11 protein-coding genes are annotated in these 15,025 nt (G+C 70.9%); 3 read left to right on the top strand and 8 right to left on the bottom strand.

Translation table 11 applies throughout. The features are described 5' to 3' along the window. Positions 1-151: 151 nt before the first annotated feature. From WMF19_RS33920 to WMF19_RS33910, 3 genes are all read left to right on the top strand, one after another. Positions 152-1,441: a hypothetical protein gene (locus WMF19_RS33920; RefSeq protein ID WP_437894142.1), complete on the top strand. Its 1,290-nt coding sequence runs from the start codon at positions 152-154 to the stop codon at positions 1,439-1,441. Positions 1,442-1,605: 164 nt separating this feature from the next. Further along, the gene (locus WMF19_RS33915; protein ID WP_437894141.1) at positions 1,606-2,259 is read left to right on the top strand and encodes an MBL fold metallo-hydrolase; all 654 of its coding nucleotides are present in this window, start codon (positions 1,606-1,608) and stop codon (positions 2,257-2,259) included. Between the two features lie 165 nt (positions 2,260-2,424). Further along, complete coding sequence (locus WMF19_RS33910) at positions 2,425-3,543, top strand: branched-chain amino acid aminotransferase (RefSeq protein ID WP_437324002.1); 1,119 nt, start codon at positions 2,425-2,427, stop codon at positions 3,541-3,543. Positions 3,544-3,690: 147 nt separating this feature from the next. Here the strand turns inward: WMF19_RS33910 and WMF19_RS33905 are convergent, their stop codons facing one another. From WMF19_RS33905 to xylF, 8 genes are all read right to left on the bottom strand, one after another. Next, positions 3,691-5,085, bottom strand: coding sequence for a sigma-54-dependent transcriptional regulator (locus WMF19_RS33905; RefSeq protein ID WP_272094956.1), 1,395 nt, complete (start codon positions 5,083-5,085; stop codon positions 3,691-3,693). A 203-nt stretch (positions 5,086-5,288) separates the two neighbouring features. After that, on the bottom strand, positions 5,289-5,720 hold the full coding sequence (locus WMF19_RS33900; RefSeq protein WP_437324001.1) for a response regulator: 432 nt from the start codon (positions 5,718-5,720) through the stop codon (positions 5,289-5,291). Positions 5,721-5,794: 74 nt separating this feature from the next. Beyond that, on the bottom strand, positions 5,795-7,414 hold the full coding sequence (locus tag WMF19_RS33895) for a protoglobin domain-containing protein (RefSeq protein ID WP_437894140.1): 1,620 nt from the start codon (positions 7,412-7,414) through the stop codon (positions 5,795-5,797). Further along, positions 7,411-7,941, bottom strand: coding sequence for an adenylyl-sulfate kinase (locus WMF19_RS33890; protein ID WP_437323999.1), 531 nt, complete (start codon positions 7,939-7,941; stop codon positions 7,411-7,413). The genes WMF19_RS33895 and WMF19_RS33890 overlap by 4 nt, the downstream gene beginning before the upstream one ends. Next, positions 7,938-9,053, bottom strand: a complete 1,116-nt coding sequence (locus WMF19_RS33885) for a phosphotransferase family protein (protein WP_437894139.1) — start codon at positions 9,051-9,053, stop codon at positions 7,938-7,940. The genes WMF19_RS33890 and WMF19_RS33885 overlap by 4 nt, the downstream gene beginning before the upstream one ends. Before the next feature lie 235 nt (positions 9,054-9,288). Beyond that, on the bottom strand, positions 9,289-11,280 hold the full coding sequence (locus WMF19_RS33880) for a multicopper oxidase family protein (protein WP_437894138.1): 1,992 nt from the start codon (positions 11,278-11,280) through the stop codon (positions 9,289-9,291). Between the two features lie 261 nt (positions 11,281-11,541). Next, positions 11,542-13,509 carry a multicopper oxidase family protein gene (locus WMF19_RS33875; RefSeq protein WP_437894137.1) on the bottom strand — a complete coding sequence of 656 codons (1,968 nt, stop codon included), beginning with the start codon at positions 13,507-13,509 and terminating at the stop codon, positions 11,542-11,544. Between the two features lie 374 nt (positions 13,510-13,883). Further along, on the bottom strand, positions 13,884-14,978 hold the full coding sequence (gene xylF / locus WMF19_RS33870; RefSeq protein ID WP_437901705.1) for a D-xylose ABC transporter substrate-binding protein: 1,095 nt from the start codon (positions 14,976-14,978) through the stop codon (positions 13,884-13,886). Between the last annotated feature and the right edge of the window lie 47 nt (positions 14,979-15,025).

Below are 15,025 nucleotides of genomic sequence, written 5' to 3'. Positions count from 1 at the left end.
GCGCCTTCGCCCGCCGCATCGCCGTCATCCTCCTCCGGATCCGCACGAGGCGTGCCCGGTCGTGCGCGGACGAATTAGGTTTGAAAACACATCAAGTTCACAGATGCGTTTTTTCGACAGGCTCGTGTAGCCTATATGGGTGGAGGTTTCCATGCACAGCACAATGCGTCGCACCGTTCTCCTCGGGCTCGTTTCCGGACTCGCCGTAGCAGCTTGCTCCACGCCTGAGGCGTCGAACCTCTTCACTACCGGTGGGTCCGGTCCGGGGAGCACGGCTTCCGCGGGAGGAGGCGAGGGCGGCGCGCCGGGCGATGGGGGCGCGGCGGGCGTGGGCGGCCAGGGCACCGGGGGCGAGCCGGGCGTGGGAGGAGCGACCGCGGGGAGCGGCGGTAGCGGGGGCGTGGGGCCCATCGTCGACGAGCCGCCGGTCTGCGGGGACGTTTACGTCGATTGCGACGCGGATGCCGAGAACAGCTGTGAGGTCAACGTGACCAACGACGCCCTCCATTGCGGCACCTGCCCCGTCGAGTGCGATGGCACCTGCCGCGACGGCACGTGCATCCGCACCTCGATCCACATCTCGGGCCAGCAGGATCCCCTGTACCTCGCTGTCGCCAACGGCGTCGTGTTCTGGACCAACGGGGAGCAGGGCGTGGTCAGGCAGTGGACGCAGGGCGAAACTGTCGCGATCAACATCGCTACCGGGCAGGTCCAGCCGGCCGATATCAAGGCCGACGCCACCCACGTCTTCTGGGCCAACCAGGGCGTGGCCGGCGAGAACGACGGCCGGGTGATGAGGGCGCGGGTCGGCGGCCAGGAGGCGCCGGTGGCGATCGCCGCAGGGCAGGCCGCGCCGTTCGGCGTGGCGATCGACGAGGAGTTCGTTTACTGGACGAACCGCGAGGGCGGCGGCTCCGTTGTCCGCGCGCGGAAGGACTCGAACGGCAACGGGCCGTTCACCGTCATCTCGGACGGGGGCGGGACGACCCACGCCCTCGCGGTCGACGAGACGCGCGTCTACTGGACCGTGCGCAACGAGCGCGGCATGGTGATGTCCGCTCCCAAGGACTCCAGGGGCGAAGGCCCGTTCACCACGCTGGCGGCCGATCAAGGCCAGGTGCGCGAGATCGCCGTCGACGCGACGTACGTCTACTGGACGACCAGCAGGACCGGCAACGTGATGCGCGTGGCCAAGACAGGCGGAGAGCTCACGGTGATCGCGCGCGGGCAGGGGAACCCGAGGGGCATCGCCGCCGACGCGACGGGCGTTTACTGGGCGGACCCCACGTCGCCGAACGTCATGAGGATGCTGCCGAACGGCATCATCGGGGCCGTGGCGGCCGGGGAGCCGTCGCCCTATGGCATCGCCCTCGACGCGACCCGCGTCTACTGGACCAACGGGCTCGGCATGGACGGCACCATCGTGAGCGCCCCGAAGTAGCGGCCGCGGGCGCCAGCGCGCGGGATCGAGCGTCCGAGGCCCCGAGGACGCGAGCTCTCCGCGCGCCCATCAGCGCCGCAGCGCCGCGCGCTCCGGGCGGCCGTCGATCGGGGCTCGCGGCGCCGCCTCGCCGACGATGTCGCGCGTGGAGGTCGGGGCGCAGCGTGCTACAAGCTCGCCCCGTGCTGCTCGAGACGTTCTCCGTAGGTCCGCTGGGGTGCAACTGCTCGATCCTCGTCGACCCTGTGAGCAAGGGCGCCGTGGTCATCGACCCCGGGGGCGATTTCGACAAGATCCGCGCGCGCGTCGAGCAGGCCGGCGCGAACGTCGCGGCCATCGTGCACACGCACACCCATATCGATCACGTGGGCGCCACGGCGCCACTCCAGCGCTGGTCCGGCGCCGCGGCCCGCATCCACGAGGCCGATCGCTTCCTCTACGACATGCTCCCCGTCCAGGCGGCGATGCTCGGCATTGCGCTGCCGGAGCGGTGCGAGGTCGACGGCGACCTGAACGACGGCGCGGTCGTGAAGGCGGGCGGGCTCGATCTGCACGTGCTCCACACGCCGGGGCACACGCCGGGCAGCGTCTCGTTCCTCGTGATCGCGGAGACGGGCGCCGTCGCGTTCACGGGGGACACCCTGTTCCGGCGCAGCATCGGCCGGACCGATCTGTGGGGAGGCGACTCGCGGGCGATCGTCTCATCCATCCGGGGCAAGCTGCTCACGCTCGATCCGTCGACCCGGGTCGTCACCGGACACGGCCCCTCCACGACGATCGGCGAGGAGCGCGACAGAAATCCCTTTTTGCGGTCGTGACGCGCCGCCCGTTCGCGCGCCCGCTTATGCGCGTCGCCGTGGTGCTTTCTCGCGAGAAAGTGCTTGCATCCCGCCAGAATTCTTTCGAAAAATGCCGCGCGACGATGACGCGCATCGGCCCACCCGAGCCGGGTCGACCGCTGTCCGCCGCGGAAGTCGAGCACGATGAGCACTGAAAGCGCGCCTGCCACGAAGGTCGATCTCGAGATCCTAGCCACGCCGCATCCCCTCGGCGACGCGGAGCGCGCGCAGCGCATGCAGAACCCTGGCTTCGGGCGCGTGTTCACGGAGCACATGGTCGTGATCCCGTACGCGGCGGACAGGGGCTGGCTCCGCGGGCAGCTCAGGCCGTACGCCCCGATCACGCTCGATCCCGCGGCGATGGTGCTGCATTACGGTCAGGCGATCTTCGAGGGCTTCAAGGCCTATCGGCAGCCGGACGGGCGCATCAAGACGTTCCGGCCGGAGGCGAACGCGCGCCGCTTCAATAGCTCTGCCCGCCGGCTGGCGATGCCGGAGATGCCGGTCGACCTGTTCGTCGGCGCGGTCGACGCCCTGATCCGCCAGGATCGCGCATGGGTCCCCTCGCCGGTTGGCGAGAGCCTGTATATCCGACCGCTGATGTTCGCCACCGAGGTGGCGCTCGGGGTGAGGGCGTCGCGCGACTACGATTTCCTGGTGATCGCGTCGCCTGCAGGCGCGTATTTCCCTCAGGGCGTGAAGCCGGTGACGGTCTGGATCTCGGAGGATTTCGTCCGGGCGGCGCCGGGCGGCACGGGCGCAGCCAAGTTTGCGGGCAACTACGCCGCGAGCCTGCTCGCGCAGATGAACGCCGCGGCCGAGGGCTGCGCGCAGGTGGTCTGGCTCGATGCCGTCCAGCGCAGCGTCGTCGAGGAGATGGGGGGAATGAACATCTTCTTCGTCTACGAGGAGCGGGGGCGCCCCGTGATCGTGACCCCCGAGCTGACAGGCACGCTCCTGCCGGGCATCACCCGCGACAGCATCATCCAGCTCGCCCGGGATTTCGGTTATGCCGCGGAGGAGCGCAGGGTCACCTTCGACGAGTGGCGCGCGGCGGTGCGCGAGGGCCGCATGACCGAGGCGTTCGCGTGCGGCACCGCCGCGGTCATCACGCCCATCGGCGCCGTGAAGTCCCGCGAGGGGACCTTCTCCATCCACGACAACGAGACGGGCCCCGTGGCGGCGCGCTTCCGCGACGCGCTTCTCGACATCCAGCACGGCCTCGCCCCCGATCGCCACGGCTGGATGCACGACGTGGTCTAGCCGCTTCGGATACGGGCCCACCTCGGCGTTTTCGGTGCTCAGCGCACCGGAGTGCGCTTGCGCGCCGAAAACGCCGATCTGGGCCCGTCTCCTGTGCGGGAGACCGCCGCTCTGCTCGGCATGGTGCAGAGGTGGGCGGAAGCCGCTCTACTCCGCCGCGGGCGGGCGCTTGGACTTCGCCGTCAGGCCGTATTCGTGCAGGCGGTACTGGATGGTGCGTATGCTGATGTCCAGGAGCTCGGCCGCGCGCGTCGTCGAGCCGTTCGTCGCCTCGAGCGTCGACAGGATGGCGTAACGCTCTATCTCCGCCATGGTGGCGCCCGGGATCCGCAGGGCCCCCTTGGCGACGGGCGCCGCGTCGATGGGGAGGTGCTCCGCGTCGATGCGCGCGTCGTCGCACAGGACGACCGCCCGCTCGATCGCGTTCTCGAGCTCCCGCACGTTCCCCGGCCACCGGTGCGCGATGAGCTTCGCCCGGGCCTCGTCGGTGAACCCCTCGATCTTGCGGTGGTTCTCCGACGCGAACCGGCGCAGGAAGTGATTCGCCAGGAGCAGCACGTCGGTGTCGCGGATGCGCAGCGGTGGCATGTCGATGTGGACGACGTTGAGCCGGTAGTAGAGGTCCTCCCGGAAGCGGCCCTCCTGCACCGCCGCCGCGAGATCGCGGTTCGTGGCCGCGATGAGCCGCACGTCGACCGTGACGGAGTCGTTCCCGCCGACGCGCTCGAACGTCCTCTCCTGGAGGACGCGGAGCAGCTTCACCTGCGTCGAGGGGGCGATCTCGCCGACCTCGTCGAGGAAGAGCGTCCCGCCGTGCGCCTGCTCGAAGCGCCCGATGCGCCGCTTGTCGGCGCCGGTGAACGCGCCGCGCTCGTGGCCGAACAGCTCGCTCTCGAGCAGGGACTCCGCGAGCGCCGCGCAGTGCAGGGTCACGAAGGGCCCCTTGGCGCGCGGGCCCTTCGCGTGGATCGCGCGCGCGAGCTCGCCCTTGCCCGTGCCGCTCTCGCCGGTGATGAGCACCGTCGCCCGCGCGCCCGCCACCTGCCGGGCCATCCGGTAGACCTTCTGCATCGCCGGGCTCGTCCCGATGAGCCCCTCCACGCCCTCGCCCTGGCGCTCTCGCAGCTGCCGCCGGAGGTTCTCCGCCTCGACCCGGAGCGCGCTCCGCTCGAGGGCGCGCTCCAGCGTGAGGAGGAGCGCGTCGAAGTCGACCGGCTTCGTCAGGTAATCCTCGGCTCCCGCCCGCATCGCCAGCACCGCCGAGGTCACGTCCCCGAACGCGGTGACGACGATCACCGGCAGCGCCGGATCCTGCTCGCGCAGCTTCCCGAGCAGCGCGACCCCATCCATCCTCGGCATCTTCAGATCCGTGATGACGACGTCCGGCGGCCGCTCCGCCGCGACCTCGACCGCTTCGACGCCGTCCGCCGCCGCGTCGACGGTATATCCCTCCTGGCGCAAGAGCTTCTCCAGCCCCGAGCGCGCGCTCGCCTCGTCGTCCACGACGAGCACCCTCGAGCTCTGCTTCTTCTCAGCGTTCATATCGTTCCTTCCGAAGATACCGTGTCCGCGAGGCGCCGCGACCCTCGTTCGGCCGCGGCGCGGCCGCGCGCGTCCCGAGGACGCCGGCGGGAGGGGCCGCGCCGCGGGCGGGCGACGCGCGCCGCGAGCACTGTACACGGGCACGGGCCGCAGCCGTTGCACGCGGACGCAAGCCGTTCGCAGCGTCAGGCGCGCCCCCCTGTTCAGGCCGGGGAAGGGGAGCGGGAGCTCGGCTGCGCGGAGCCGCTCAGCGCCGCGTCGACGCTGGCGCGGAGCTCGGCGCTCAGGGCCATGTAGTCGACCGGCTTGGTGTGCACCACCGCCGCGGGCTCGAGCCCCCGCCCGAGCCGCGCCACGAGCTCAGGATACCCGGTGAGCAAGAACAGCGGGAGCGCCGGCCGGAGCGACCTCGCGTAGCGCGCGACCGCGATGCCGTCGGCGTGGGGCATCCGGAAATCGGTCACCAGGATGTCCGGGATCGGATGGCGGGCCAGCCGCGCGATGGCGAGCGCGCCGTCGGTGGCCAGCTCCACCCGGAAGCCGTCCTCTTCGAGCAGACGCTCGAGGAGGCGAGCGCTCCGAGCGTCGTCGTCCACGAGCAGGATCAGCGGCTGTTCGGTGCTGCGCGGTTCCACGCCCAGCTCTCTACCAAGTTGCGTGCCAGCCCGTGAGGGCGGCGGGCCGCGCGCGCCGAGCAGAGCGGCGCAGGTCAGCCGGAGCGGCGCAGCGGCAGCGTCACGCGGAACAGCGTCTTCCCCGGGCGGCTCTGGAACTCGATGGTCCCCTCGTGATCGGTGACGATGCGGTGGGCGATCGCCAGCCCGAGCCCGGTGCCGTTCGGCTTCGTCGAGAAGAACGGATCGAAGATCGGCGCGTCCGGGCTCGCGATCCCGGGGCCGTCGTCCTCCACCTCGAGGACGGCGTGGCGCGGCTGCCGCCGCGCGCGGAGGGTGACCGTGCCGCCTCCGGCCGCGTCCGCCGCCTCGATCGCGTTGCGGAGCAGGTTCAGCAGGACCTGCTCGATCTTCGCGGGATCGAGGTCGAGCACGACGTCGGTCGAGGGCAGATCCACCTTCACGACGGCCTGCGCGCCGGCGCCGTCCGACGACGCCGCGACGCGCGCCGCCCGCTCGCAGAGCGGGACGACGGGCGTCGGCCGGAGGTACAGCGGCTGCGGCCGGGCGAAGTCCAGGAACTCGCTGACGAGGGCGGACAGGCGGCGGATCTCGTCGCGGACGACATGGATCGCCTCCTGCGTGTCCGGATCTTTCAGGCCGGCGCGCGCGAGCCCCCGCTCGAGGAAGGTCACGTGGAGCTGCGCGCCGTTCAGCGGGTTCCTGATCTCGTGCGCGAGGCCGGCCGCGAGGGTCCCCACGGCGGCGAGCTTCTCGCTCTGGCGCACGCGCGCGGCGAGCGCGTTCTCGTCGGTCGTGTCCTGCCCGATCGCGAACAGCACCACCTCGTCGTCGGCCGCGGAAGGGGCGTACGCGAGCTGCCAGCGCACCTCGCGGATCTTGCCGGCGCGCGTGCGGACGATGCTCTCCAGCAGATCGACGCTGGCGCGGCGGCCCGCGGCGACGTCCTCCACGAGCGCGCCGTGATCCGCGCGGATCTCCTCGGGGAGGAGCGCCTCGGCGAACGGCATCCCGAGGATGTCCTCGCGCCCGAGCCCCGTGATCCGCTCGGCTTCCCGGTTGAAGAGCCGCACGATCGCCTGCGCGTCGAGGCCCACCACGAGGACGCGGGCCAGCTCGACCGCGCTCTTGTACCGGTGCTCCGTGCGCGCGAGCGTGCGGCCGACCTCCTCGCGGTCCAGGCGCTCGGCGCGCTGCGCGCGCGCGAGGAAGTCGTCGCGGTACGTCTCGAGCATGATGGCGAGCTCGAGATCGAGCACCTTGCTCACCGCCGCCCTGACCGGGATCACCTCCGCGCCGAGCGCGCTCTCGGCGATCTCGTCGAACGCGAGCCGGATGAGCGTCATCGCCGTGAACATGTACCGCTGGGGGAGGCCCACCCGGACGTGGATCCGCCCGATCTTCGCGCTCTCGTCGAAGTACGCGCCGTCGTAGGGCCCCGTGCAGATGCGCGTCATCCAGCGGACGAGCGATCGCTTGAGCCGCTCCACCTGCTCCTCGCCGGTGAAGACGTCGTGCGCGCCCTCGTGCTCGCGGATGCGATCGTAGAACTCGTCGGCGATGCGGGGGAAGTGCGGCTCCGCGTGCGCGCGGAGCGCGGCGAGCCAGCGCTCGTCCTGCTCGCTGAAGCGGACGTACCGCTTGATCTCGTCGAAGAGCGTCTCCTGCGCGGGCACGGCGACCGTGTCTATCACGGCCCCGCTCCCGCCGAGGCGGACCAGGATCTCGCGCGCTCGATCAGCGCCGCGAGCGCCGCCTCGTCCTCGCCGCCGCGCGCGACGAGCTCCGGCGCGAGCGGCGCCTCGTAGTCGACGCCCGCGCCCGGGAGCGCGCCGAGCTCCCCGGCGCCGGCCGCGTGGTAGAGCCCCTTCGGGTCGCGCTCCCTGCAGGTCGCCGCCGCGACGTCCACGTAGACCTCGATGAGCCGCGGCGCGAGCGCGCGGGCGCGCTCCCGGTAGGCGCGGCGGTGCGCCGTCGCCGCCACGATCACGATCGGCCCCTGGCGCGCGAGCAGCGCCGCGAGGCGCGCGAGCGTCTCGTAGAAATCGTCGCGAGCGCGCGGGTCGTAGCCGGGCCGCGGGACCAGGGCGTCGCGCACCTCGTCCCCGTCGAGGACGCAGCTCGCGCGCCCCTCGCCGAGCAGCGCCCGATGCGCCCGCGCGGCCAGCGTGGATTTGCCCGACGACGGGAGCCCCGTGATCCAGACGACCCCGCCGCTCACGCGAAGAGCCTCTCGGCGTCGTCCGGATCGAAGCGCGGGGCGTCGAGGGCGCGCTCCACGAAGGAGAGCAGCGTATCCCTCGCCCGCGCCGTGACCGCGGGGTACCACCCGGGGTTGGCCAGCACGAGCGCGCGCCACGCGAGGAACGGCGCCGCCACGTCGAGCAGCCCCGCGGCGCCGCTCCAGCCGAGGTAGACCTCCCAGAGCCGCCGCCACAGCGCGCGGAAGCCGCCCTCCCACGCGCCGGGCGCGTCCAGCGCGAAGAAGACGTAGTTGATGGCGAGGCATGTGACGTCGTCCGCGGGATCGCCCTGGGACCCGCGGCTCGTGTCGAGCAGCGTGAGCCGCGACGCCTCGTCGAACACGATGTTGAATGGGTGGAAATCGCCGTGCGTGCGGGCCAGCCGCTGATCCCGGCCGCGGAGCTTCCATCGCCACGCCACGCAGCGCCGCTCGATCGCCTGGAGCCGCTCGGGCGGCGCGCCGGGCACGTCGTCCGGATAGCCGTCGATGATGCCGAAGATGCCTTCGCCGTGGCCCACGAGATCGCGCACCGCGCGGCGGTAGCTGCCCGGCTGCGCGCCCTTCGCGCCGTGGAGGGCGATGAGGTACCTGGCGAGCGCCTCGCAGCGCGCGAGATCCTCCGGGCCCGCGCGCTGCTCCTTCGCGATCCGGCGCAGATCCGCGGCGTAGACGTCTCCCTCCGCGTACGTGGTCAGGAGATAGAACTCGCCCGCATCCCGCAGGGACAGGAAGCGACCGTCGCGCGTCAGCGAGCCGACGTCCACGACCTCGACATGCGCCGGGATCGATCCGAAGGTGTCGAAGGCGAGCAGCGCCTCCGCCGCGCGATCCGCGCGCCTGTCGTGGCCGAACGCGTCCGCGGTCGACGTGTGCAGGACCAGCTTCTGCCTGGAGCCATCCGGCCTCACCACCGTGATCCTGCGGGGTACGCCGTAGCCGGCGGCCTTCTCGGTCTGGTCGTGGCCCGAGCGGTCGTCGGGTCCGAGGGGGGTGATCTCCTCGACGCGCGCCTCAGGAAACGCTGCATCGATGAGCTGGCGGACCGGGCGTGCGGGATCGGATTCAGGCAGGACCGACGGGGCGCTCATGGTCTCCTCGGATGTGGCGACGTGCTCGCGTGCCCCTGCGCGCAGCAAGAAGCAGACCGCACAGCTGACGAGCCTGCTCCAGCAGCACCTCGGGGAGCGGTCGGATCCTGGATCTCGCGGGGCCTGCGGCGGGCTGATGAGCGCGGGCACGGCACCGGGACCGGCCGGGCGCTCGCAGGACCTGCGCCGCCGCGCGAGGCGTGCGCGGGGCCGCGCGGCGTGAGGCGGGGCGGGATCAGCGGGTCGGGATCCCGGGCGGCGGGTGGCCGATCTGGTAAGGCCGCATCATCTCGTTGTCTTCATGCTCGAGGATGTGGCAGTGCCACACGAACCGGCCAGGCTTCTCGAACTTCGCTTTGATGCGCGTGATCTCGAGCGGCAGCGCGACGACGGTGTCCTTGAAGCCCTCCTCGCCCGCCTCGGGCGGACGCGGCGGGGGCTGCGGGAGCGGCGGGGTGGCGAACGGCTGGCGTTCGACGACCTGGAACAGGACCTCGTGGATGTGGATCGGGTGCGCGTCCATGGTGAAGTTGTAGATCTCCCAGATCTCGGTCGATCCAGGGGCCGGGTTCTCCGTGATGGGATCGTCCCAGAAGAGCGGCTTCGGTGTGTTGGAGCCCGGCGGCGAGAACGTGCCCAGCACGACCGCGAGCGGGCCGGCCTCGGGGGCGCTCGCGAGGCTCAGCTCGTTGAGCGACACCCGCCGCACCGCGTCCTCGTCTCCGAGCGGCTCGAACCGCGGCAGCCTGAGCCAACAAGGGGGCGTGCTCGTGTCCCTGCTCGTCGCCGGCACGACGCGGAACTGCATCACCTGTCCTGTCGTCGCCGGATCGGCCGGGGGCTGCACGCCGCCGTTGAAGGGTTCGTCCGGACCGATGTTGAGGAGGATGATCTCGGTGCCCGCGCGGGCATCGCTGAAATCCACGATCACATCCGCGCGCTCGGCCGGGGCGAGCAACAGGGTAGCTCGCTCCACCGGGCGGGGGAGGAACCCGCTGTCCGAGCCTATCTGCCAGAACGAGCGACCATCATCCATCTTCAGGATCAAGAACCGCGAGTCGCTGCCGTTCAGGATGCGGAAGCGGTAACGCCGCTGCTCGACCTCGAGGTAAGGCCACGGCCGGCCGTTGACGACGATGACATCGCCGAAGAACTCCGGGACCCAGATCGGCGGGAAGGGGCCATTCGGGATGTACAGGTGAGCGAGCTCGGGGGGGAGCCCGCGTGTCTTCGGGTAGAAGAGCGACCCATCGTCGTTGAAGGAGCGGTCCTGGATCACGATCGGGATCTCGTACGGCCCGCATTCATGGTTGTGGCCCGGCGGCGGCGCGGAGCCGGGGAGCACGCCCGGCGGGAGATCGCCTGGGCCGCCGCGGAGCAGGTAGAAGCCGGCCGGCCCCGCATAGACGTTGAGCCGGGTGATGCCGAGCGTGTGGTCGTGGTACCAGAGCGTCGCGGCCCGCTGGTCGTTCGGGTACTCGAACACGGCCGCGCCCCGCTCCCACAGGTCCCCGAGCGGCGACGTGCCCTGGTAATAGTCGTAGAAGGTGCCGGTCTCCGCATATCCCTCGGGGATGTTGCTCGCCGCGGGGAGGAACCAGGCTTCCGGGTAGCCGTCGCTCTCCTGCGCCACCCCGGCCATCCCATGGAGGTGCGTGACGATCGGCACCGGGCCCCGGTAGGGTCCCGGCGGGCAATCGCCAGGGAACGTGGGCCGGCTGTCGCGGCCTTCCACGCCGCCAGGCGGGTTGGCCCAGTGGAGGGTGGGGTCGACCGGGAGCAGGTGAGGGAGGAAGCAGCCGGTCGCTGGGTCCTTGAGCTCGTTGATCCACTTCACGCGCACCGGCCTTCGGTACCTCGCTTCGATGGTGAACGCGGGGTAGCTGAATGTCTCCGGGTGGTGAATCGAGCCGTAGCCCCACACCTTCGTCGGCGACAGGCCCAGCTCGGGCGGCAGGACCTGTTGCTCGAACTGCCGGACGGCGATCTCGTAGTAGTCGAATCGGGCGCAGGCGTCGTGGCGCCTGTTCGCCTTGGGCATGACGGGCGGCACGAGCAGCGGCCGGCGGTACTGGTACTGGGCGATGACGGTGCCGGCGAGGGTCGGTTCCTCGGGCGGGAGGACCGTGCACGTGTCGAGGGACGCCCTCGCCGGAACGCCGCGCCGGAACACCAGGAGCCCGCCTGTCGCGGCCAAACCATGTTTCAGGAGCTCTCGTCGTTTCATGGAGGACACCCCATCTCCCTGGATCACGGCCCGCGCCGTGAGCGCGGGGCATCATGACGGGCGAAGGGATTCGAGCAATCCAGGAAGCTCCGGATTTGTCGTCGCGCACGATCATGACAGATGCTCCGGAATCACCAGCCCTCCCGCGAGGCGCGCGTATCGGCATGGATCTGGGCCCGTCCTGGGCGACGCGCCGTGCGCGCGGCTTGCGTCCTCGCTTGTTCTTGAGAGGGAGTGTGGATCGGGGGGCGCGCGGCGTGGCTACCGTCCCGGGATGTCGTCCGGCGTCGAGCCGATCTGGTAAGGCCGCATCATCTCGTTGTCTTCATGCTCGAGGATGTGGCAGTGCCACACGAACCGGCCAGGGCTCTCGAACACCATCTTGATGCGCGTGATCTCGAACGGCAGCGCGACGACGGTGTCCTTGCGGCCCTCCTCCCCGGCCTCCGGCGGGCGCGGGGCGCCGTCGAACGGCTGGCGATCGACGATCGCGAAGTGGACCTCGTGGACGTGGATCGGGTGCGCGTCCACGGTGAAGTTGTAGATCTCCCACACCTCGGTCGATCCCAGGGCCGGGTTCTCGGTGATGGGATCGTGCCAGAAGAGCGGCCTCGCCGCGCGGGAGCGCGGAGGAGGCTCCAGCGTGCCCAGCGCGGCCACGCTCAGGCCGGCGTCGGGCCGGAGCGCGGAGCTCAGGTCGTTCAGCGACACCTGGCGCACGAGCGCCGCATCTCCGAGGGGGGCGAGCCGCGGCAGATCGAGCCGGTGCGGTGGCGTGCTCGCGTCCGCGCCGGTCGCCGGCACGACGCGGAACTGCATCACCTGCCCTGTCGTCGCCGGATCGGCGGCGGTCTGCGGGCCGCCGGTGAACGGCGCGTCCGGACCGAGGTTGAGGAGGACGAGCTCGGCGCCGGCGCGGACGCCGCTGAAATCCACGATCACGTCCGCGCGCTCGGCCGGAGCGAGCAGGAGGGTTCCGCGCTCCACAGGGGAAGGGAGGAATCCGCCGTCCGAGCCGATCTGCCAGAACGGGAGGCCGTTATCCATCTTCAGGATCAAGAACCGCGAGGCGCTGCCGTTCAGGATGCGGAAGCGGTACCGCCGCTGCTCGACCTCGAGGTAAGGCCACGGTCGGCCGTTGACGACGATGACGTCGCCGAAGAACTCCGGGACCCAGATCGGCGGGATATCGCCCTTCGGGATGTACACGTCCGCGAGCTCGGGGGCGAGCCCGCGCGACGCTGGATAGAAGAGCGACCCGTCGTCGTTGAAGGAGCGGTCCTGGATCAAGAGCGGTATCTCGTACACCCTCGCTCCTGGGCGGTCTCCCGGTCGCGGGGCTGGTCCGGGCAGGACGCCCTGCGGCAGATCGTCCGGCCCGCCGCGGAGCAGGTAGAAGCCGACCGGCCCCGCGTAGAGGTTGAGCCGGGTGATGCCGAGCGTGTGGTCGTGGTACCAGAGCGTCGCGGCCCGCTGGTCGTTCGGGTACTGGAACACCGCCGCGCCCGGCTCCCACAGGTCCCCGAGCGGGGATGTGCGCTGGTAGTAGTCGTAGAAGGTGCCGGTCGCCGCGTACCCCTCGGGGATGTCGGTCGCCGCGGGGAGATACCAGGCCTCGGGATAACCGTCGCTCTCTTGCCCCATCCTGGCCATCCCGTGGAGGTGCGTGACGATCGGCACCGGGCCCCGGTACGGTCCTGGCGGGCAGTCGCCAGGGAACGCGGGCCGGCTGTCGCGGCCCTGCGCCCCGCCGGGCGGGTTGGCCCAGTGCAGGGTGGGGTCGACGGGGAGCAAATGAGGGAGGAAGCGGCCGGTCGCTGGGTCCCTGAGATCGTTGATCCACTTCACGCGCACCGGCCTGCGGTACGTCGCCTCGATGGTGAACGCCGGATAGGCGAACGTCTCCGGGTGATGGACGGAGCCGTAGCTCCAGACGGTCGTCGGGGGCAAACCCAGCTCGGGTGGCAGGAGGTGCTGCTCGATCTGCCGGACGGCGATCTCGTAGGCATCGCGGCCCGCGCTGCCCGCGCCGAGCCCCGTGGCCAGGGGCATGACCTGCGGGATGAGCAACCGGCGCGTGTACCTGGGGATCGCGGCGCCGGAGAGGGTCGGGGCCGAGCCCGGGACGGCCGGACACACCCCCACGGCCGCATTCACCACGCCACCTCGCCGGAGCGCCGTGAGCCCCGTCTCGGCCGGACCGTGCTTCCGTGGCCGTCGTCGCTTCATGGAGGACATCGCGTCTCCTTGCCTCGCGCGGCGCTGCGAGGGCGCAGCATCATGACCAGCGCACGGCTCCGGTCCACGCAGGAAGCTCCGGATTCGAGGAGCCCCTGGATCACGGAGGATCGCCGTGATCGCAAGGCCCCGGCGACGCGCGGCGTTCAGCCGTGCGGAGCGGGGTTGCCTCGGACGATGCGCCGCCCACGGGCCGTGATCGAGAGGGGATGTGGTGTGCCGGTGGCTCTCCGGGCGAAGAGCCTCATTGAAGATCGCGGCCGTCGAGACGGACGCAGGCGGGGAGGGGCGGACCCGACCCGGCTCCCCTGGCCGCCTCGCGGCGGCCGGGGCGCTCGCCGGGCCTGGGATGTCCAGCTAGGGGCCTACTTGGCCGGCCACTGGTCCTTGGGGAGGTCCTTGTAGACGTCCTCGACCTTGTGGAAGCCGTCCGCGATCACCGTCGAGGCGAGGTTTTCCTTGTCCACGGCGACCGGCGCGATGAGCACGCTCGGGATGTCCTTCTTGCCGTTGTTGACCGTCTGCGTCTTCTCGCCGACGGGCTCCTTCTTCCCCAGCTTGACGGCGAGCTCGGCGGCCTTCTCGGCGAGCAGCTTGAGCGGCTTGTAGACGGTCATGCTCTGGGTGCCGGCCGCGATCCGCTGGCAGCCGGCGAGCTCGGCGTCCTGGCCCGAGACGCCGACCTTGCCGGCGAGCTTCTGCTCGCCGAGGGCCTGGACCGCCGCGCCCGCGAGCCCGTCGTTCGAGGCCACGACCGCCGTGACGTTGTTGCTGTTCTTGGTGAGGGCGTTCTCGGTGATCTTGAGCGCCTCGACCGGCTGCCAGTCCTTGGCCCACTGGTCCGCCACCGTCTTGATGTCGCCCTTGTCGATGAGCGGCTTCAGGATGTTCATCTGCCCTTCGCGGAAGAGCTTCGCGTTGTTATCGGTCGGGGAGCCGCCGATGAGGATGTAGTTCCCCTTCGGGAACTTCTTCACGAGGGCCTCGGCCTGGAGCTCGCCGACCTTGACGTTGTCGAAGGACACGTAGAGGTCCACGTCGGAGTCGAGGATCAGCCGGTCGTACGCGATGACGGGCACGTTCTGCTTGTGCGCCGACTCGACGATGGTCGCCGTCGTCTTGGCGTTGTGGGGCACGACCACGAGCACGTCGACGCCCTGCGTGAGCAGGTTCTCCGCCTGCGAGTTCTGGAGGGCGTCGTCGCCGTTCGCGGACTGCACGAGGACCTGGGCGCCGAGCGTCTCGGCCTTCGCCTTGAACAGGTCGCGGTCGCGCTGCCACCGCTCCTCCTTGAGGGTATCCATGGAGAAGCCGATGGTGAGCTTCTCCTTCTTCTTCTCCGGACCCTTGGCATCCGCCCCCTTGGCGGCTGCTGTTGCCTCGGGCTTGCTCGCGCTCGCGCCGCCTTCAGACTCCGGCTTCGAGCAGCCGGCCGAGAACGCGAGCGAGAACAACGCCATGAGAAAGGTGGAGCGACGAATCAAGGTGACCTCCGCGTGAGATGAAT

This window comes from Sorangium sp. So ce124 (assembly GCF_051525235.1).
GTDB lineage: Bacteria > Myxococcota_A > Polyangia > Polyangiales > Polyangiaceae > Sorangium > Sorangium atrum.
This window is presented reverse-complemented; position numbering and strand designations above follow the sequence as displayed.